Origin of the sequence: Paenibacillus sp. EKM10P (assembly GCF_011800655.1) — a bacterium.
Classification (GTDB): domain Bacteria; phylum Bacillota; class Bacilli; order Paenibacillales; family Paenibacillaceae; genus Paenibacillus; species Paenibacillus polymyxa.
Map to the genome: position 1 here is coordinate 927065 of NZ_JAALET010000001.1, position 17649 is coordinate 944713.

Annotated in this window: 17 protein-coding genes; 12 read left to right on the plus strand and 5 right to left on the minus strand. The window is 46.7% G+C overall.

From position 1 onward, the window contains the following. Positions 1-37: 37 nt before the first annotated feature. Complete coding sequence (locus HFE01_RS04275) at positions 38-469, minus strand: MerR family transcriptional regulator (protein ID WP_043886097.1); 432 nt, start codon at positions 467-469, stop codon at positions 38-40. Positions 470-762: 293 nt separating this feature from the next. Here HFE01_RS04275 and HFE01_RS04280 point away from each other — a divergent pair, with 293 nt between their 5' ends. The 4 genes from HFE01_RS04280 to HFE01_RS04295 all read left to right on the plus strand — a co-directional run bounded on the left by HFE01_RS04280 (position 763) and on the right by HFE01_RS04295 (position 4835). Further along, entirely contained in the window at positions 763-2166 is a 1404-nt protein-coding gene (locus tag HFE01_RS04280) for an ammonium transporter (RefSeq protein WP_017425837.1), read from the plus strand. A 48-nt stretch (positions 2167-2214) separates the two neighbouring features. Then, on the plus strand, positions 2215-3297 hold the full coding sequence (locus HFE01_RS04285; RefSeq protein WP_107734315.1) for a DUF294 nucleotidyltransferase-like domain-containing protein: 1083 nt from the start codon (positions 2215-2217) through the stop codon (positions 3295-3297). After that, positions 3294-4031: an exonuclease domain-containing protein gene (locus HFE01_RS04290; protein WP_107734314.1), complete on the plus strand. Its 738-nt coding sequence runs from the start codon at positions 3294-3296 to the stop codon at positions 4029-4031. Before HFE01_RS04285 ends, HFE01_RS04290 begins: the two co-directional genes overlap by 4 nt. 174 nt (positions 4032-4205) lie before the next feature. Then, positions 4206-4835 carry a TlpA family protein disulfide reductase gene (locus HFE01_RS04295; protein WP_107734313.1) on the plus strand — a complete coding sequence of 210 codons (630 nt, stop codon included), beginning with the start codon at positions 4206-4208 and terminating at the stop codon, positions 4833-4835. A 56-nt stretch (positions 4836-4891) separates the two neighbouring features. Here HFE01_RS04295 and cimA read toward each other — a convergent pair whose 3' ends face one another. Beyond that, positions 4892-6508 carry a citramalate synthase gene (gene cimA, locus HFE01_RS04300; RefSeq protein WP_107734312.1) on the minus strand — a complete coding sequence of 539 codons (1617 nt, stop codon included), beginning with the start codon at positions 6506-6508 and terminating at the stop codon, positions 4892-4894. A 292-nt stretch (positions 6509-6800) separates the two neighbouring features. Here cimA and HFE01_RS04305 point away from each other — a divergent pair, with 292 nt between their 5' ends. The 3 genes from HFE01_RS04305 to HFE01_RS04315 all read left to right on the plus strand — a co-directional run bounded on the left by HFE01_RS04305 (position 6801) and on the right by HFE01_RS04315 (position 10066). Further along, on the plus strand, positions 6801-8081 hold the full coding sequence (locus HFE01_RS04305; RefSeq protein WP_107734311.1) for a DNA polymerase IV: 1281 nt from the start codon (positions 6801-6803) through the stop codon (positions 8079-8081). 160 nt (positions 8082-8241) lie between these two features. Next, positions 8242-8484 (plus strand): ferredoxin, encoded by a 243-nt coding sequence (locus HFE01_RS04310; protein ID WP_013309730.1) that lies wholly within the window; start codon positions 8242-8244, stop codon positions 8482-8484. Positions 8485-8641: 157 nt separating this feature from the next. After that, positions 8642-10066, plus strand: a complete 1425-nt coding sequence (locus HFE01_RS04315) for a L,D-transpeptidase (RefSeq protein ID WP_025364569.1) — start codon at positions 8642-8644, stop codon at positions 10064-10066. Between the two features lie 27 nt (positions 10067-10093). Here the strand turns inward: HFE01_RS04315 and HFE01_RS04320 are convergent, their stop codons facing one another. Further along, positions 10094-10240 (minus strand): hypothetical protein, encoded by a 147-nt coding sequence (locus tag HFE01_RS04320; RefSeq protein ID WP_016819743.1) that lies wholly within the window; start codon positions 10238-10240, stop codon positions 10094-10096. Between the two features lie 218 nt (positions 10241-10458). On the opposite strand from HFE01_RS04320, the gene HFE01_RS04325 reads away from it, so the two are divergent. From HFE01_RS04325 to HFE01_RS04335, 3 genes are read left to right on the plus strand one after another with little or no spacing between them, the layout of a single operon-like run. Continuing rightward, entirely contained in the window at positions 10459-11553 is a 1095-nt protein-coding gene (locus tag HFE01_RS04325; RefSeq protein WP_107734310.1) for a quinone-dependent dihydroorotate dehydrogenase, read from the plus strand. A 34-nt stretch (positions 11554-11587) separates the two neighbouring features. Further along, positions 11588-12400, plus strand: a complete 813-nt coding sequence (yjbM, locus tag HFE01_RS04330) for a GTP diphosphokinase (RefSeq protein WP_044785508.1) — start codon at positions 11588-11590, stop codon at positions 12398-12400. Next, positions 12401-12970 carry a DUF309 domain-containing protein gene (locus HFE01_RS04335; RefSeq protein WP_044785509.1) on the plus strand — a complete coding sequence of 190 codons (570 nt, stop codon included), beginning with the start codon at positions 12401-12403 and terminating at the stop codon, positions 12968-12970. Positions 12971-13055: 85 nt separating this feature from the next. Here the strand turns inward: HFE01_RS04335 and HFE01_RS04340 are convergent, their stop codons facing one another. Beyond that, entirely contained in the window at positions 13056-13583 is a 528-nt protein-coding gene (locus tag HFE01_RS04340; protein ID WP_016819747.1) for a thioredoxin family protein, read from the minus strand. Between the two features lie 163 nt (positions 13584-13746). Between HFE01_RS04340 and HFE01_RS04345 the strand changes: the two genes are divergently transcribed. Both HFE01_RS04345 and HFE01_RS04350 read left to right on the plus strand, forming a co-directional pair. After that, positions 13747-15414, plus strand: a complete 1668-nt coding sequence (locus tag HFE01_RS04345) for an RsmB/NOP family class I SAM-dependent RNA methyltransferase (RefSeq protein WP_044785511.1) — start codon at positions 13747-13749, stop codon at positions 15412-15414. After that, positions 15411-16193 (plus strand): pseudouridine synthase, encoded by a 783-nt coding sequence (locus HFE01_RS04350; protein ID WP_107734309.1) that lies wholly within the window; start codon positions 15411-15413, stop codon positions 16191-16193. The genes HFE01_RS04345 and HFE01_RS04350 overlap by 4 nt, the downstream gene beginning before the upstream one ends. A 125-nt stretch (positions 16194-16318) precedes the next feature. Here the strand turns inward: HFE01_RS04350 and HFE01_RS04355 are convergent, their stop codons facing one another. Beyond that, complete coding sequence (locus HFE01_RS04355; RefSeq protein WP_107734308.1) at positions 16319-17500, minus strand: GGDEF domain-containing protein; 1182 nt, start codon at positions 17498-17500, stop codon at positions 16319-16321. Between the last annotated feature and the right edge of the window lie 149 nt (positions 17501-17649).

A 17649-nucleotide genomic window follows, 5' to 3' on the forward strand; every position in this document is an offset into this window, starting at 1 on the left:
AACCCTCCATTATTGTTCATACTACTAGCTCGGGTATCTACATCATAGAACTATGCTCCAACAGATACTTCAAAGCCTCAATACAAGCAGCGCTTTGTGGCAAAAGACCGGTAAGCAGCTTGCGAGCTTGGACGGGCTTGAGCTGTCCGAGAAGAGGTTGTAGTTCATTGACTTCACGCTCTAGACGCTGCATGTGCATTTCTAGACTCGTTAGTTTGTCAGTGACGTGCTCTTCTCCTGCAACGGAGTTCCATTTAATCAGTGTCTGTCTGATTTCCTCGAGGCTATACTTCTCTTGTTTCATTTGGTTAATACGTTCAAGCCTGTTTAAGGTTTCACCATTATAAAGCCGATAATTTTTCAATGATCGTTCTTCAGGTGTGATCAAACCGAGTTTAGTGTAATAATCAATCGTTCGTTCGCTGACACCAGCCGCTTTGGCTAGTTCACCAATTCGATATAGCTTCATATCCCCATCTGTCTTCACCTCGCGCTCTTCGTTCAATCTTCAATAATAACATCTTAAACCGAGAGTTTATAAAGGATATTTTACATGATCCTCAACCATACAGTCAAACGTTATGCTTTTTATGAACACAAACGAGCTATTTATATAGTCAGAAAATATGACATGAAAGATTTAAAGGCTTATTTTTTTAACATAATAAAAAAAATCTTGTCAACTTTCATGTATTCTGCTTATAATGACAATAAGAATTTCACGAAATGTAAAGAAACCTAACATTCGAGGGAGTGGTCTTCATGAGAAAAAAGTGGTTAGTTGTATTATTGGCCATGCTGACGGTTCTGGCTTTTCCTGTAGGTGCGTTCGCTGCTGACGGGCCCACAAATATCCAACTTCAAGCTGGACTAAACACGGCCTTTACGTTCTTGGCATTTATACTTGTGTTTTTCATGCAAGCGGGATTTGCATTGCTGGAGGCAGGCTCGACACGAATGAAGAACGCGGGTCATGTCGCTGGTAAAACGATTCTCACGACGGGTGTTGCGGCTTTGTCCTTCTGGGCTCTCGGATTTGGCTTCGGCTTCGGCAATGATGGTGGTAACGGATTTATGGGGCTGACGGGTTTCTTCATGAGCGGGACAGATGCTGCTGCATCGTTTGATACTCTTTCAGGTTTGGATGTTCCAATTACGATTATGTTTTTGTTTCACTTTGCTTTTGCTGCGGTATCTCTTTCGATCGCATGCGGGGGGATGGCAGAGCGTGCAAAATTAAGTGTATACATTATTTTCGGTATTTTGTTCTCTATCGTGATCTATCCAGTTGTAGCTCACTGGGTATGGGGCGGTGGCTGGCTTGGAAAGTTGGGAATGCAGGATTACGCTGGTTCAACAGTAGTCCATTTGACAGGTGCTACGGCGGCACTCGTCGCTACGCTGCTGCTCAAACCGCGTCTGGGCAAGTTTAATAAAGATGGCAAGCCGAACATTATCCCTGGTCATAATCAGGTGTACTCTATCTTGGGTGTTATTATTCTCTGGTTTGGCTGGTTTGGATTTAACCCAGGTAGTGCTGTTTCTGCGATGAATGACGGATTCTTTGGATATGTAGCCCTGACTACAAATATTGCTGCGGCGGCAGGCGGAGTTTTCGCTTTGCTCGTATCTTGGATGGTATACGGAAAAGCAGATATTCCGGCTATGCTAAATGGTGTGCTGGCAGCCTTGGTTGCCATTACAGGTTCTTGTGCTTTTGTAGCACCTTGGGCGGCATTGGTCATTGGCGCAGTTGCAGGGATCGTCACATTCTTCACAGCGCAATGGTTTGAGCGTGCGAGAGTAGATGACCCGGTATATGCTTTCTCCGTACATGGCGTTGCAGGGATGTGGGGCGCGGTATCCACAGGGTTTTTCGCTACTCCTGAGCTCGTAAAAATAACAGGTGTAGGTCAAGCGGGCCTGTTCTATGGTGGTGGTTTTACGCAATTAGGAGTACAGTTGCTTGGGCTAATTGGTACTTTGGCATTTGTATTCGTCATTTCCTTCATTATTCTGGGTGCGATGAAAGCAATTATGGGGATTCGCGTTACGGAAGAGGAAGAAACGATGGGACTTGATATCAGTGAACACGGTACGTACGGCTATCCAGAGCAAATGAAGTTAGTTACCGAAGCTGAAAAGCGTTCTGGAATTGTCAGCTAATATGTAAAATATAAAGAGCCAGTATGGGTGAGCGGAGGAGATGGAAGTATGGAACTGCAAAATATGGCCTCTTGGGTGAGTTCCGCCGAAGCGATTGATCATGCAGACACACCTGAGTCGTTAAGGCAGGCCAGGATCGATTCTCAGAAATGGCTGCTGGCTTCCCAAGCCTCCGCTCCGTTATCAGACTGGTTACGAACGGTGAATAAAATGCATGACCGCATCGCAGCCAGAGCTGTACAAATGTGCGAAAAAGGGATGGTTGAGGATGGCTTTGGGCCTCCTCCCGTCCCTTACGCATTTATAGCCTTCGGAAGCATGGGGCGCTCGGAATCGACGCTGTGGAGTGACCAGGATAACGGTATGATTATCAGTGACCTTGTGTCTGCTGACAAAGAATTGTATTTCAGCGAGTTTGGTCGCAGAGTGTCTGCGATGCTAGAGTATTTGGGATATCCCAAATGCGAAGGGAAAGTGATGTGCTCGGAGCCATTGTGGCGCCATACATTGTCTGGATGGCAAGAACAGCTATCCAAATGGTCGGAGGATTTTGCTTGGGAGCCGATTCGTTATCTTATTATCTCGTCTGATATGAGACATATCGCAGGCGATCAGCAATTGTCTGCAGAATGGAAGCGAAGTTTTTATAAGTTGTTCCGAAAACATCCCGATTTACCTTCAGCAGTACTTAGGAACACGGTAAGGCATAAAGCGACACTTAATATTTTAGGTCAGATCGTTACCGAGCGATTCGGTGAGCATGCAGGCGATTTTGATGTGAAATATGGGTTATACATTCCGTTGGTGAACGCCGTCCGTTTTTTGGCATTGCAACATGGTGTAGAGGAAACTTCTACCTTGAAAAGGCTCAGGCGCCTCGCATCACTTGAAGCGGCACCATTACCTTTACTCGATGCTTGCGAGCGAGCCTTTCGGATCGCACTTCAGCTTCGAATGGCTACTCCAGTGAAGGAGAAGGATGGATTGCTTCTCAGCAATGGCTATTTGGCCGTCAAGCCGCTGAAGCAAGGGAAAGGCTGGCATGAGCTGCGCGAGGCTCTTTCGACAGTACGACGGCTGCATCGTGCGTTGCAAAGGCAGCTGCGATTTATGGAAGGGAGAAGGTCATGAAGGAACCGGCGCAGGGAGGTGGCTTCTGGAGTGCTCTCCGCAGAGGAGGAGTGCCGTCGGCAATCGCATCTGTAATGGGGGCTCCTACGGCTCAGCAGATGGCGTTTATTCGGTCCTTAACACGGGAACAACGGCGTTCTGAAGTATTGCGTACCCCGCTGGAGCGTTTGGAGACGGTAGTTTTTGATCTGGAGACAACGGGATTTTCGGCACAGCATGGAGATGAGATTTTATCGTTCGGAGCGATTCGGGTAGTCGGGGATGTGATTATGGAAAAAGAGCAGTTTTATACGCTTGTTAATCCGCGGACTGATATTCCTAAACACATCACTGAGCTAACTGGGATTACCCGGGAAATGACGGATGAAGCTCCGCCGCTTATGAATGGACTGCATGACTTTATGTCCTTTGTAGGTGGACGGGTGCTTGTAGCGCATGCTAGCGCTCATGATAAGGCCTTTTTAAATGCTGCGCTATGGAAAACATCTAAAGTTCAGTTAACTCACCGTGTACTAGACACAATGATGCTCGCCAAATGGCTGGAGCCACAGCAACACCAAACCTATAGTTTGGATGAATTGTTGGCCTATCAATCCATTCCGATTGAAGGGCGGCATCATGCGTTAGAGGATGCGAAGATGACCGCTAAGCTATGGGTGGCGTATGTTCAGGAAATGCTGAAGCGTAATGTGACCAATTTGGCAGATATCTACGCGCATTTAAGCCATGCTTGATCAGTACAAGGCATAACATCTGACCTCACATAATAACAGCAAGTTCGCGATTTTCGTGGGTTTGCTGTTTTTTTGTGTCCTGTTCAGATTTGTAGAAGGTTAGAGGTGGGAGTAGTATGGGCATCCTATGGGGAAGGATAAAGGTCATTTAGATGAAAGGTAGGTGATAAGACTTTGAAAAGATTTCTTTTCATCAGAGCAATAATGGTATTGGTTATGGTCGGGGCTTCATGGGGAATTATTGCAAACACAGTCAATGCAGCAAGCCTGCCCGTGAGAAATGCACCATTGGAAGAAAAGTACAAAGGTGAAAAAGAGCATGAAATTGAGAAGAATGTAGGGACTGAATCAGATGCGGCAGAGGTAATGAAAAGAATCAAACCTGGGCAACAGCTTCCTTCTATGATTTTAAAGGGATTAAACGGCAAGTCCTACGATGTAGGGGCTCCGCGAAATAAAGCGATGATCATTAGCTTTTGGGCTTCGTGGTGCGATCCGTGCCGATTAGAAGCGCCTATGCTGAATGAATTGTATAGTAAATACAAACATGCTGTAGATGTGTATGGCATCAATGTAACCCGCTATGATCGATTAGAGGATGTGCAGAAGTTTTCCCGTTCTTTGGCCCTCCGATTCCCCATTTTACTGGATGAACAAGGAGCATTTTTTGAACAATTTGGAGGAGCGGCTTTTCCAACTCATGTAATGATTGACCATCATGGCCAGGTACGAGAAATCATAATCGGCATGCTCAGTGAACGGGAATTGGAGGGTAAAATAGAAGCTCTTCAAAAAATAAAGTGACTTTAGGGGCCGATTAGACCGCCAAAGTCACTTTATTAGCTCATGCTTGTACTTGATTAGTGGTTAACTAAACCGTGATGAGTAAGCTCTGTTTGTTCATTTTTTGGAGTTGGTGCTTCCAGCAATGCGTAACGGAAGCTGTCCAAGAGAGCTTCCCAGCTCGCTTCAATAACATTTTCAGATACACCTACGTTACTCCAGACGTCCTCGTAATTTTTGGACTCAATGAGCACGCGTACCTTGGCGGCAGTGGCGTCTTTTTCGTCAAGCACACGCACCTTATAGTCAGCCAAATGCATGTCCCGCAAGGCTGGGAAATATTGAGAAAGAGCCTTGCGGAGTGCGTTATCAAGTGCATTGACAGGACCATTCCCTTCAGCTGCGGTATAGACACTTGTCCCTGCAACATTCAACTTTAAGAAGGCCTCGGAGACGACCGATCGGCCCGCTGTTTTTTCCACTAGCACTTTAAAGGATTCAAATGAGAACATTTCCTTTACTTCACCGCCAGCTTCACGAATAAGCAATTCCAGCGAAGCATCCGCGCCTTCAAACTGATATCCCTGATGCTCAAGCTCCTTGATACGACTAATGACGCCACGTGCCTCATCACTGGACGGATCAAGGGTGATGCCCAGTTCTTGCGCCTTGGACACAACGTTGCTTTGTCCGGCCAATTCGGAGACCAAGACCCGCTGCTTGTTCCCCACCAGTTCGGGAGCGATATGCTCATAGGTTCGTGAGTCGCGCAGAATAGCTGACACGTGAATGCCTCCCTTATGGGCAAAAGCAGCATTGCCAACATAAGGCTGGTTTACAGGCAGATTAACGTTGGCGACTTCGCTCACAAAGCGAGCTGTATTGTGGAGTTGTTTTAGCTTCTCGGGATCTAGACAGTCGTAGCCCAGTTTGAGCTGCAAGTTCGGAATGACGGAGCAGAGGTTGGCGTTACCACATCGTTCACCGTAGCCGTTGATGGTGCCTTGGACCTGCCTTGCACCTGCTTGAACAGCACTTAGTGAGTTGGCTACTGCCAATTCGCAGTCATTGTGTGTATGAATGCCCAACTGTGACTTCGTTACCTGGCTTTGCAGCGTAGTAACAATTTCCTGTATTTCATGTGGCAGGGTACCGCCGTTGGTATCACACATCACGAGCCAATCCGCGCCTGCTTCCTCAGCTTTTTTCATAACGGCGAGTGCATACTCGGGGTTGTTTTTATATCCGTCAAAAAAATGCTCGGCATCAAAAATAACCTCCATGCCCCCTTGCTTTAAAAAGGCGATGGAGTCGTAAATCATAGACAGATTTTCCTCCAATGTTGTCTGTAAAGCAGTGTGTACATGAAAATCCCATGATTTACCGACTAGAGTAGCGGCCTGAGCGCCGGATTCCAGAATCCGTTGCAGGTTGACATCTTGCGCTGCGATGCTATCTTTGCGGCGCGTGCTACCGAAGGCGACAATTTTTGCCTGAAGCCTCAGCTCTTGTACCCGTTTGAAAAATTCGATATCCTTGCTGTTGCTCCCGGGAATCCCGCCTTCAATATAGTGAACACCGAGATCATCGAGTTTTTTGGCGATTTTCAATTTGTCATCAGCAGACAAGCTAATTCCTTCTCCTTGAGTGCCGTCTCGCAGCGTTGTGTCAAAGATAGAAATAGCGGTGGACATGAGGGACTCCTCCTTCGCGGATTGCTCAGATTGGTGATGCTCTGCTTTTTTAAGCACATTAATTTAGTTGTTTAACGCTTAAAAACAGGAAAGCGTTAGTTTATCGTGTTCGTATGATAGTCGATTATAACAACTAATGACTTCAAATGTAATATATAATTATCTTTTTTGAACACAAAACCTATATTTTTTATGTAAAATAGGAATAGCATTCAAGGGTAACCTGAGTATAAAATCAAAGGACATATTCCTGATCTAACGAGTGAATTACAGTTAAAAAGAAGGGTTGAGCATGAAAGATGTCAGTGCTTATTATCCGGCTGGTGGACGAGTTATTCTGCATGTGGATATGAACGCATTTTATTGTTCCGTTCATGCAGCGGAGGAGCCGGAAAAATATAAAGGATTGCCTACCGCAGTGGCAGGCAGCAGTGAGCTGCGCAAGGGTGTAATTGTAACCTGCTCTTATGAAGCACGACGATTGGGCATTTCAACAGGGATGGTTGTTCAGCAGGCTCGCCGGATTTGTCCGCAGCTCATCGTAATACAGCCTGATTTTCATTTATACCGTCGTTATTCCAAAGCATTTATGAGTATTGCTTACTCGTATACGCCTATGCTGGAAGCAACTTCAATTGATGAATGTTATCTAGATATTTCCGGTTCCAAGCAGTTTGGAACACCTTTGGATATTGCCGAGGAAATCCAGCGTAGAGTAGAAGAAGAGCTAGGCTTGCCTTGTTCAATTGGGGTAGCGCCCAACAAACTACTGGCCAAAATGGCCTCTGATCTGAAAAAGCCACGCGGGATATCTGTTCTACGTTTGCGTGATGTACCCAACATTTTGTGGAACCTTCCATGTGGGCAGTTGTTTGGTGTGGGCCGAAAAACGGCAGACAAGCTTCTACAAATGAACATTCGTACCATTGGGCAACTGGCTAAGGCAGATGAACACATGCTGGTTAGCATATTTGGTGTAACGGGTTCTTGGTTAAAATTGGCGGCAAACGGAATTAATCATTCTCCAGTCAGCACTGAGCGGGAGCCAAACAAATCCATCGGGCACACCACCACCTTGCCTATGGATGTAGTAAAGCTCGAAGAAGCCCAAAGGGTACTGCTTAACATTAGTGATCAGGTAGCCCGGCGGCTTCGACGGCACGGTATGCTGGCAGGAGGTATTCAACTGACGATTCGGACCCCGGATATGAAGACCTTTACGCGTTCTCAAGTCAGGAGTACGCCTACGGAAAGTGCAGAAGACATATATAAGGAAGCTTGTGCATTGTATCGTCGCCATTGGGGAGAGGATAAGCCGGTGCGTTTGTTGGGGATTACGCTGCAACAGCTCATTCCTAAGGAGGAAGCGGCTGTTCAATTAGATCTATTTGAATACCAGGACCAGCCTAAAAAAGAAAGTCTACTGAAAACGATGGATGCGCTGCGCGATAAGTTTGGTGAAAATGCGATTTTGACTGCGGGGATGCTGGGAGATGATCCTTCGGTACTTCTTCGTAATTCCAAGTTGCGCGGAACTTCGCTGCAAAAAGACAATCTACCCACTCCAGAGTGAACTTCGGGGAGGGTTATTGTTGTATCAGTAACACACGCTATAAGCGTTTTTTGCATGAAGGATAAAGGAAAATAATTTGTAATAATATTGGGTTTGTATTAATATGTGAATAGAATGCAAAAGCTGGTTTGTTCGATTGTATAGGAGGAAGAGAAAAGTTATGGCTAAATACACTTGGGTAGAAAAAGATACATGCATTGCTTGCGGAGCCTGCGGCGCTACAGCACCAGACATCTATGATTATGATGATGAAGGTTTGGCTGAAGTGATCTTTGAAGGGGATGCAAACCAAGGCATCAAGGCGATCTCGGAAGACCTGTTTGATGATATGCAGGATGCTTGTGACGGTTGCCCTACAGATTCCATCAAAGTTGCAGACGAACCTTTTAATAAAGAAGGTTAAGTGTAAGTTTTTTGGACAGGCACAGCACCGCCAGTACCCTTCGCCGTATAACGGTGAAAGTATGCTGGCGGTGCTGTTTTTTTTATGTGCTGTCCATCAGACCTATTGTGACCGATATACATAATAGTAAGCAAGATTACACGATCAGGAGGATCCGATGGACCATTCGCCTCATCTTAAATCGTATGTAAAAAAGCACCCTGATAATAAAATGGCCTGGTATTTACTCGGTAAAGAGTATGAAAGCAGCGGCCAGGAGGGCAAAGCAAATTATTGCTTCAATCGTGCAGGGGAAGTGTTCGAAGCCTTTGAGCATAAACAGATTCCGGCAGACGTATGGATGGAATATCAGGATAAACTGGTTCAGATGTCCAAGGAGAAGGAGCGGAGAACCGCTCGAACACGCCACCTTCTAACTGCGTTAATGGTACTTCTGCTCATCTGGGTCCCTTCAGCCAATTCACCGAGCACTTTACCTGAGAGCGCATCCGTTCCATCCGGAACTGAGGACGCAGCGATTGATCATGCCGAAGTTGCAAAAGTGGCTACTGCAGATCCAAAGGAGAGGGCGCAGAACGGTGAGACTTATGTTGGTGGTGTGTTTACGGCTCAAGCCAGGCAAGGAAGTGGGGCTGGAACAGCGCTTACGGATATGTTGGCAAAGACGAGTCAAATGCCGTCCAAGACCACGGTGCTGGGCATGGAGCAGAGCGGGGCGTGGCTGATCTGGAGAGAAGGCATGAAGCCGTTACTTAGTGTACAGAACAAGGGAAACGGCGGATTAGCTGTTCAGTCTTACGACGCCGCTGCATGTGCTTGCAAGCCGTCAGATAGTGAAACTCTCCGCAAATCAGGTCTAAAATGGGCTGCCGGACAGGAAGAACTGGCTGTGCTGAATAGTGCCATGCGTGCATTTCGCTCGCAGCATCAACGTCTTCCCCAGAGTCTTGAGGAACTGACCCGAGATTTTCCCGATAACACGATGTACGGTACGACTGACGGGATGAAGAAGGCTTTTACACCTATGCGCAATTTACTTGCTTCTCCAGGACAGGGAACAGGGAAAGATCAGAACACTGGCGCAGCGGCTGAGAAAAGTCTATTGCTGGCATCGTCATTGCACGGGCGTCCTTTTCTGGGGCAACCGCTACGAATTGTGATAGACAAATCCAAGCACAGGCTAGCATTGGTGAGCGGCAATATACTTATTCGCAATTATCCCATCGGTTTGGGCGGAGAAAGAACACCGGAAGGGAAATTTGTGATTACCGATAAAGTCGTAAATCCGAACGGCAAATCCAACGGTGAGTTTGGTAGCCGTGGTATGCAACTGTCTGCAACGAATTATGCTATCCATGGTACGAACGAGCCAGACAGTATCGGCAAAAATGAGTCACTGGGTTGTGTCCGCATGGGGAAGGAAGACGTGGAGGAATTGTTTGCATTCGTACCTTCAGGTACGGAGGTGGTCATTGGTAACGGGGGACTGCCTGATCAAGTGCTTGTACCTGGTTCCCGATTTACGAGTGAGCCGCAGCACGACCAGACGAATCCCCGCAAAACCTATCACTGGCTAAATTAACGTTGTGGTGCCGCTGCTACTTGTTGATTAACGATTTCCTGCTTGTGCTAAAACAATGACCAGAACAATCACAATGATGAGTAGAACAAAGCTGATGGCGGTCCATACGATCGCTTTCTTGTTCACCTCATCCTTTTTCTTTTGCAGACTGGGCGGTTTACGCTTGGTCTTCATATCAGCAATCCCTCTTTTCTTGCGGGCTAAGATCCTGTCTTACTATGTCCATTGTAAATGGTTTGATTATACATTTTCAATGACATCTCCATGACAACTGAATTGTTCTGATGTTGGACCTCGCAAATTACTTTCTTTTTGGTATGGAAAAAGCTAAACTATTTTGTAGAGATGTTTTTTTAGGATTGTGCAAGGGCATAGAACGGAGTGGATGAATCGTGTTGTATCGAAGGATCGCGAAACCTGTTTTTTTCAAAATGAGTCCAGAGAGGGCCCATCATGTAGTCATTGACGGCTTAAAACATGTTGGCTCACTTCCTGGTGGAGCGGCGACGTTGCGAGGGATGTATGGAGTCAAGGAAACGGAAGATCTTGCCGTTGACCTGTTTGGCATTCATTTTCCCAACCCGATTGGACTGGCTGCGGGACTGGATAAAAATGCTGAAGCGGTTGCCGGTTTTTCTTCCATCGGTTTTGGTTTTATGGAAGTAGGCACGGTGACACCTGTCGGACAGCCCGGCAATGATCAGCCCCGTTTGTTTCGACTGCCTCCCGATGAGGCATTAGTCAATCGGATGGGCTTTAACAATCTGGGTGCTGAGAGCATGGCCCAACGTTTGGCTACCCTTAAACATCGACCTGTACCGGTTGCTGTTAATATCGGCAAAAATAAAGTCACGCCAAATGAGGATGCTCATAAGGACTATGAGAAGTGTATTTCCGCACTGTATCCGTATGCGGACTTCTTTGTAGTGAACATTAGTTCACCCAATACTCCGGATTTACGAAAACTCCAGCATGGCAGTGAACTGAAGTCATTACTGGAAGCGGTTCGGGCAGAGATGGGAGTTCAGGCGACAAAGTATGGTAAAGCCAAGTCTGTACTGGTCAAAATTGCGCCGGATGTATCGGACGAGGAATTGGAATATATGACAGATGCGATTGCAGCTAGCGGAGTGGACGGCATTATTGCAACGAACACGACGATATCCAGAACTGGTCTGACGCATCGGAATGCAAGTGAAACCGGAGGATTGAGTGGTAAGCCGCTACGTGACCGTTCCACAGAGGTCATTGGACGGGTGTACCGCCAGACGGAAGGGAAGCTGCCTATTATTGGATCAGGCGGTATTTTTACCAGTCGTGATGCCTATGACAAAATTAAAGCAGGCGCTAGCCTGATTGAAATTTATACAGCATTGATCTATGAGGGGCCGGAAGTAAACCGGGCTATACATGCCGGTCTGCGTGAGCTGCTTCGAAAGGACGGCTTTAGACATATTACCGAGGTTGTTGGTGCAGCTCACAGATAAAACAGTGTTGTCGGAAGAGACAGGAGGTACGGGGATGGACGGAAGAGACTGGGGAACATTTTTGCTGCCATACGATCAGGCGGTGGAAGAGCTTAAGGTCAAGTTCAAAACAATGCGTGCGGAGCTGAAAAAGCGCGAGGAATACGCTCCTATCGAATTCGTAACTGGACGGGTTAAAAAAATATCCAGCATCCTCGATAAGGCGAAGAGATTACAGGTTCCACCTGATCAGCTGGAGACGGGGATCGAGGATATCGCCGGCATTCGCATTATGTGTCAATTCGTAGAGGATATCCGGCGGGTAGCCGAATATATTCGAAGACGTAAGGATTTGACGGTATTGTATGAAAAGGACTATATCACCAATTATAAAGATAGCGGCTATCGCAGCTTTCATATGATTGTGGAGTACCCGGTTCAGACAGCAGTGGGGTTAAAGATCGTACTAGCCGAAATTCAAATCCGTACGTTGGCTATGAATTTTTGGGCAACCATAGAGCATTCTCTTAGCTATAAGTATCGTGAGAGCTTACCGGATGATATGCGAGCCCGGTTGAAAAAAGCGGCTGAGGCAGCCTTTGTGCTGGATAATGAAATGTCTTCCATCCGTCTTGAAATATTGGAAGCGCAGAAGAAGTTTGAGGATGAAGCCAATATCGTATCCAAAGTGCTAACAGGCATGCATCGTCTGTATTTCTACCATAAAATTAGTGAAACGATTGAGGCGCAGCGCAGATTTAATGAACTGTGGGAGCAGCACGACATGGAAGGAATCAAGCAGCTGCATGATGAGGTCAAGGAGATGCTGGAAGCTTCAACTAAGGAAGAAGACAGGGATGAGTTTTAAATGGTGAACCCTTCCTATGAACCGTTGTACGTGACTTATTTAGTATACTTCAATCGGGATCGGGATTACTTTGAATGTCATGAGGTACTGGAAGAGCTGTGGCTTAAGCTGGACCGAGACCCTGTATATAAAGGTTTGCTGCAAATTGCTGTAGGACTGTATCATTTTCGCAATGGTAACTATCGTGGTGGATACATGATGCTGGACAGTGCGGCACATAGGCTGGAACATGCTTCTTCGCACGCGCTGGGCATTAATATGGCGAAGCTGGTAGACGAGGCGCGCGCTTGCGCCCGGCAGCTTGCTGAAGCTGTTATGGAAGGTTCGGAAGAGCTTCAACGTCAACCGCCGGTTTATCGGGATTTGACGATTGAAATTGTCGAGCCCGGACTGCGTCAGGCCGTGGAGAAGGCATCATTGTCCGTTCCGGTCAACAACCCTCAGCAGAGAGGTCCTCGGCGTGGGGAAAAGCATGAGCAGCGTCAGCAGGCGCTGGAAGCTTCGATTAGGCGAAGACAGGCCGCTGGCAGCTTACGCTCAGCCCAGATGGAAACGAAGGATGCGCCTTGATGTTGTAGCGTATAATAAACGAGCAGCCCGATCCGTTTTATAGGGATCGGGCTGCTTTATCATTGTCAGACGTGAGGAGATTTATCTAAGAGGTCACGTTCTTTTTATATTTCTCAAAGAAGGCTTTGAAATCGTCGAGTGTGTATCCGTTGTCTGAAGGACTTTCCTTCAACCCACCTACCATACGTTCCTTTTCCACGCCTTTTTCGTAATAAACAAGCGTGGGAGTATACTCAATCTTGTACTTGTCCCAGCCAGCCTCATACTCACGCAGGTTAAATTCGTGCATCGTGATATTCTCCTGCTTGCTCAAAGGCATGAGCTTGGGAGTAGTGGCACGGCAGTGAACACAGTCGGAAGCGAAATGATAGACGAAAAAGCTTTCCTTTTTGTCAATTTTACTTTGTAAATCTTCTGGCTTAATAATTTGCTGATAGTTCGGATCATTTAGCAGTTCCTGGGTAGCAGGATTTAACGAGGCTGTGGAAACGCCGTACAGCTTGTTTTTAGTGCCCGAGTTTAAAGCGAGCAGCACTCCAAGCAAAATGACAAGCACAACAAAAAAGCCAATGACAGGGATAAGCTTTTTTTTGTTGGATTTTTGTGCGTTCAATGGAATCTCTCCTATCAAAATCTAAAATATGTAACTATGAACCTCATTATTATACAACATTACAGCTTGTAGTGAAAGTTTGTAAATCACACAGATATTGCCGGATAACAGGTTGATTATGGTACAATAAAATTTATTTTAACAGGACAGGATGATTACGATTATGGGTGTACAGCTCCCCACAGCATTTGTAAAGCGCATGGAACAACTGCTCGGTGATGAATTTGAGGCTTTTATGGCTGCCTATGACCACACGCCCCATGCCGGGATTCGCGTCAATACATTAAAAATTCCAGTAGAGGACTTTAAGGAACGTTCTCCGTTCGAACTGCGGCCGATTCCGTGGTGTCCCACAGGTTTTTACATTCCGCACGGCACTAAGCCTGGACTTCACCCTTACTATCATGCTGGGTTGTACTATGTACAGGAACCGAGTGCGATGTCTCCGGTTGAACTGCTCAATATAGCTCAGGGTGAAGCTGTTTTGGACTTGTGCGCTGCACCGGGGGGGAAATCAACCCAAATCGCAGCCAAACTGCAAGGAAGTGGCGTACTGGTGACCAATGATATTAGCGCCGATCGAACCAAGGCGCTGGCTAAAAATGTGGAACTGTACGGTGTGCGCAATGCCGTGGTATTGAATGAAAGCCCGGATCGTATCGCAGATGCTTTTCCTCATTTCTTCAACAAAATTTTAATTGACGCACCTTGTTCGGGAGAAGGTATGTTCCGTAAGGATGAAGATATGGCCAAACAATGGGAGACACACTCGGTAGAAAAATGTGTGGTCATGCAACGGGACATTTTGCGTGTAGCGGCCTCGATGCTGAGCGATGGGGGGAGAATTGTCTATTCGACCTGCACCTTTGCCCCGGAAGAAAATGAAGGAATGATTGCGGAATTTCTGGAGGCTCATCCCGATTTTAACGTAGTCCCTGTTCCTTCGGAAGCAGGTTTTGCACCAGGCCACCCGGAATGGATGAATGAAGAGATTGCATCGGCACATCCGGAACTGCGAGGTACAGCACGCCTATGGCCGCATCTTGTAGAGGGTGAAGGGCATTTTATCGCCATATTGCAGCATCAGGGTGGTGGTCGTGTCACTTCGACAGCAGATCACACTGAGTCAGGGGAACTGCCTCTATATACGAACAAGAATGAAAGAATATTAAAAATAGAAGCAGCATATTCGCACAAGAAGCAACATTTGCCCGTCAAGGAAGCGCTGCTCCCAAGTGTCCAAGGAAGGCGCACGACTGATGAGCCTAAACGAACCGGAAAAGGAATGGGCGGAAAGTCAGGCAAAGGAAAGACCACGCGCGGCTTTGATGGTAACAAGTCACGTATGGGCAAAGAAAATGCAAAATCTGCTGTACGCTCCCCGCATGATGTGTTGGAATCTTATCATCAATTTGTTCAGGAGCAGTTGGAGGTTTCATTTGCAGGCTACACGGTGGTCTACGGAGATCGAATTTATCAGTCGCCGCTGGCATCACATCGTTTGGACGGGCTTAAGGTGGTACGTCCGGGCTGGTTTATGGGAACCGATAGAAATGGTCGTTTCGTACCTTCACACCCACTGGCGGTGGCTTTGCGCTCTTTTGAGGCGGTTAGAAGCATCAACCTTTCCAGCTCGGATGCTGAAGCCATCCGGTATTTAAAAGGTGAAACCTTGTCCATCCCTGTTGAGAGAATGGAGCTTCGGAACGAAGTCCAACCCAAGGGCTATACTCTCGTGTGTATTGATGGTTATTCGGCCGGGTGGGGCAAATGGCAGGACGGCATGCTTAAAAATGAATATCCTACAGGCTGGAGGTGGACATCGGTATGAGTGGAAAAGGAAGACAAACTCAGCGTTTGGACAAAATTTTAACCCATATGGGCTATGGTTCCCGTAGTGATATCAAGAGACAGGTAAAGCAAGGTATGATCACAGTAAACGGACGGATCATCAAGGATAGCGGCTTACAGGTTCATCCATATCAAGATCAAATTGAAGTGAACGGCGAACTTGTTGTTTTTAGAGAGTATATTTACATCATGCTGCACAAGCCCCCAGGTGTTATATCTGCAACCGAAGATACGAGGGAACGAACGGTGCTGGATTTGCTGAGTGCGGAGGAACGACATTTCGAGCCTTTTCCAGTAGGGCGGCTAGATAAAGATACAGAAGGCCTATTGTTATTGACCAACGATGGCAAGCTGGCGCACGAACTACTATCTCCGAGGCGTCATGTCCCCAAAACGTATGAAGCTACGGTGTTGGGACTTGTCACGGAGGAGGATATCCTTCAATTTACAGCAGGAGTGGAACTGGACGATGGGTATGTCACCCTTCCCGCGCAGTTGACGATTCTTCGGCATGAACAGCCGCATCAGGCAGATGGGGAAGTCATTTCCTATATTTCGCTTGTAATCCATGAAGGTAAGTTTCACCAAGTGAAGCGCATGTTCGAGGCGGTTGGTAAAAGAGTGACCTACTTGAAAAGAACAGCCATGGGGCCATTGAAGCTGGATGATCAGCTTCCACTGGGCAGCTATCGAGAGCTGACTAGCGAAGAACTGGCATTGATCGGCCGTGATATAGTTTCCGCAACATCAGAAGCTTGATGGTAAGATTAAATATAAATGACGCACAGACTCGTACGAGATTCCTGTGCGTCATTTTAGGATATAGACAATTAGACAGAGCAGTATTCATAGGCAGTCTTCGATAACGAATCGTAATTTGCGAATTATTGTGCGCGTGCTGCCCGATTTTGTTTCACTTCCGCTGCCTTATAAGCTGTAACCTTGTTTTTACCTGTCGTTTTGGATATGTACATGGCTTGATCGGCCTGTTTGACGAGTTCATCCGGGTTCATTTCCTTCTTCACAGTACTGTGTCCGACACTGATAGTGACGATGCTTTCCTCAGCAACACGTTCGCGGATTCGTTCTGCGACCAGCGCCACCTTGGCCCGACGATCCACAACCATTGCGACCAGTTCCTCGCCACCGTATCGTCCGGTCAGCCCGATTTCATCCAGTTCGTCCTCCATAATCTGTGCCACCTGCTTGAGAACTTCATCCGCACGAGCATGGCCCTGCGTATCATTCAGCTTTTTGAAATTGTCAATATCGCAAAAAATGACCGACACGCGGATTCCCTGGTCCATATATCGTCGTAGTCGCCCCGAAAAATATTTACGGTTATACAGTCCTGTCAGGCCATCGGTAATGGAAGAACGATAAATCCTTTGGAGTAGCTCCACAATCCGTTCAAACAGGATGACAAATAACGTAGTGTAGTACAGCAATGGTAAAAATGACATCCACAGGATTGTGTTTGATCCGTCTGCTTCTTCAGGGATGTCATTTCGCAGCCAGAGAAAACCAAGCCAGAGCAGATAAGTGAATAGGCCTGCCATAAATTTCTTTGGCTGTCCGATTCGCGGGGTGATGAACAGAAGGCTTAATATAAGCACTAACACACGATAAAACAAAGTGAATCCAACCAACTTCACTGGGCTAATCCAAGTAGGCAGCAAACCTAAAGTCCAAGCCATTACTGGCAGTATTAATAACGCAGCCAGTAACAGCAAGACCCATTTTTCCATAAGCTTTAGCTTTCGGTAAAGCTGAAATACAGCGGCATTGATGAGCACGAAGGCAAACGCCTCCAAAGCATTTTTCCACACGATTCCCTGCAGTTGCATTTGGCCGCCGCCTGCCGAATAGAGATTCATCGCTTCATATGTCATAATAAAAATAGCGGCAACCGAAAAAAGGATATAGGCTTTTTTTCGTTGTCTGCTATATATGATCACGCACATTAGCGCCATCATGAGTATAATATACAAACCGCAGGCTGCACTTATGGCCCCGGCCAGAGATGGGGAGCCCAAGGTTCCCAATAAGGACAACAACGTCAACATCACCGACTCCATTTGTAAAATTAATCTATCTATTGAACGGACGATATCGTTCCGATACAATAGACAGGATTTATTCCAGTTAAAATGTTATAATTTTCTTTTGTGCCTAACATTTATTCTCAATATATCATCTTTCAGAAAATCCGGAA

Coding starts and splice junctions, on each gene's coding strand:
- HFE01_RS04275 (WP_043886097.1), bottom strand. CDS start 469: ATGAAGCTATATCGAATTGGTGAACTAGCCAAAGCGGCTGGTGTCAGC.
- HFE01_RS04280 (WP_017425837.1), top strand. CDS start 763: ATGAGAAAAAAGTGGTTAGTTGTATTATTGGCCATGCTGACGGTTCTG.
- HFE01_RS04285 (WP_107734315.1), top strand. CDS start 2,215: ATGGAACTGCAAAATATGGCCTCTTGGGTGAGTTCCGCCGAAGCGATT.
- HFE01_RS04290 (WP_107734314.1), top strand. CDS start 3,294: ATGAAGGAACCGGCGCAGGGAGGTGGCTTCTGGAGTGCTCTCCGCAGA.
- cimA (WP_107734312.1), bottom strand. CDS start 6,508: ATGTCCACCGCTATTTCTATCTTTGACACAACGCTGCGAGACGGCACT.
- HFE01_RS04305 (WP_107734311.1), top strand. CDS start 6,801: ATGAAAGATGTCAGTGCTTATTATCCGGCTGGTGGACGAGTTATTCTG.
- HFE01_RS04310 (WP_013309730.1), top strand. CDS start 8,242: ATGGCTAAATACACTTGGGTAGAAAAAGATACATGCATTGCTTGCGGA.
- HFE01_RS04315 (WP_025364569.1), top strand. CDS start 8,642: ATGGACCATTCGCCTCATCTTAAATCGTATGTAAAAAAGCACCCTGAT.
- HFE01_RS04320 (WP_016819743.1), bottom strand. CDS start 10,240: ATGAAGACCAAGCGTAAACCGCCCAGTCTGCAAAAGAAAAAGGATGAG.
- yjbM (WP_044785508.1), top strand. CDS start 11,588: ATGGACGGAAGAGACTGGGGAACATTTTTGCTGCCATACGATCAGGCG.
- HFE01_RS04335 (WP_044785509.1), top strand. CDS start 12,401: ATGGTGAACCCTTCCTATGAACCGTTGTACGTGACTTATTTAGTATAC.
- HFE01_RS04345 (WP_044785511.1), top strand. CDS start 13,747: ATGGGTGTACAGCTCCCCACAGCATTTGTAAAGCGCATGGAACAACTG.
- HFE01_RS04350 (WP_107734309.1), top strand. CDS start 15,411: ATGAGTGGAAAAGGAAGACAAACTCAGCGTTTGGACAAAATTTTAACC.
- HFE01_RS04355 (WP_107734308.1), bottom strand. CDS start 17,500: ATGTTGACGTTGTTGTCCTTATTGGGAACCTTGGGCTCCCCATCTCTG.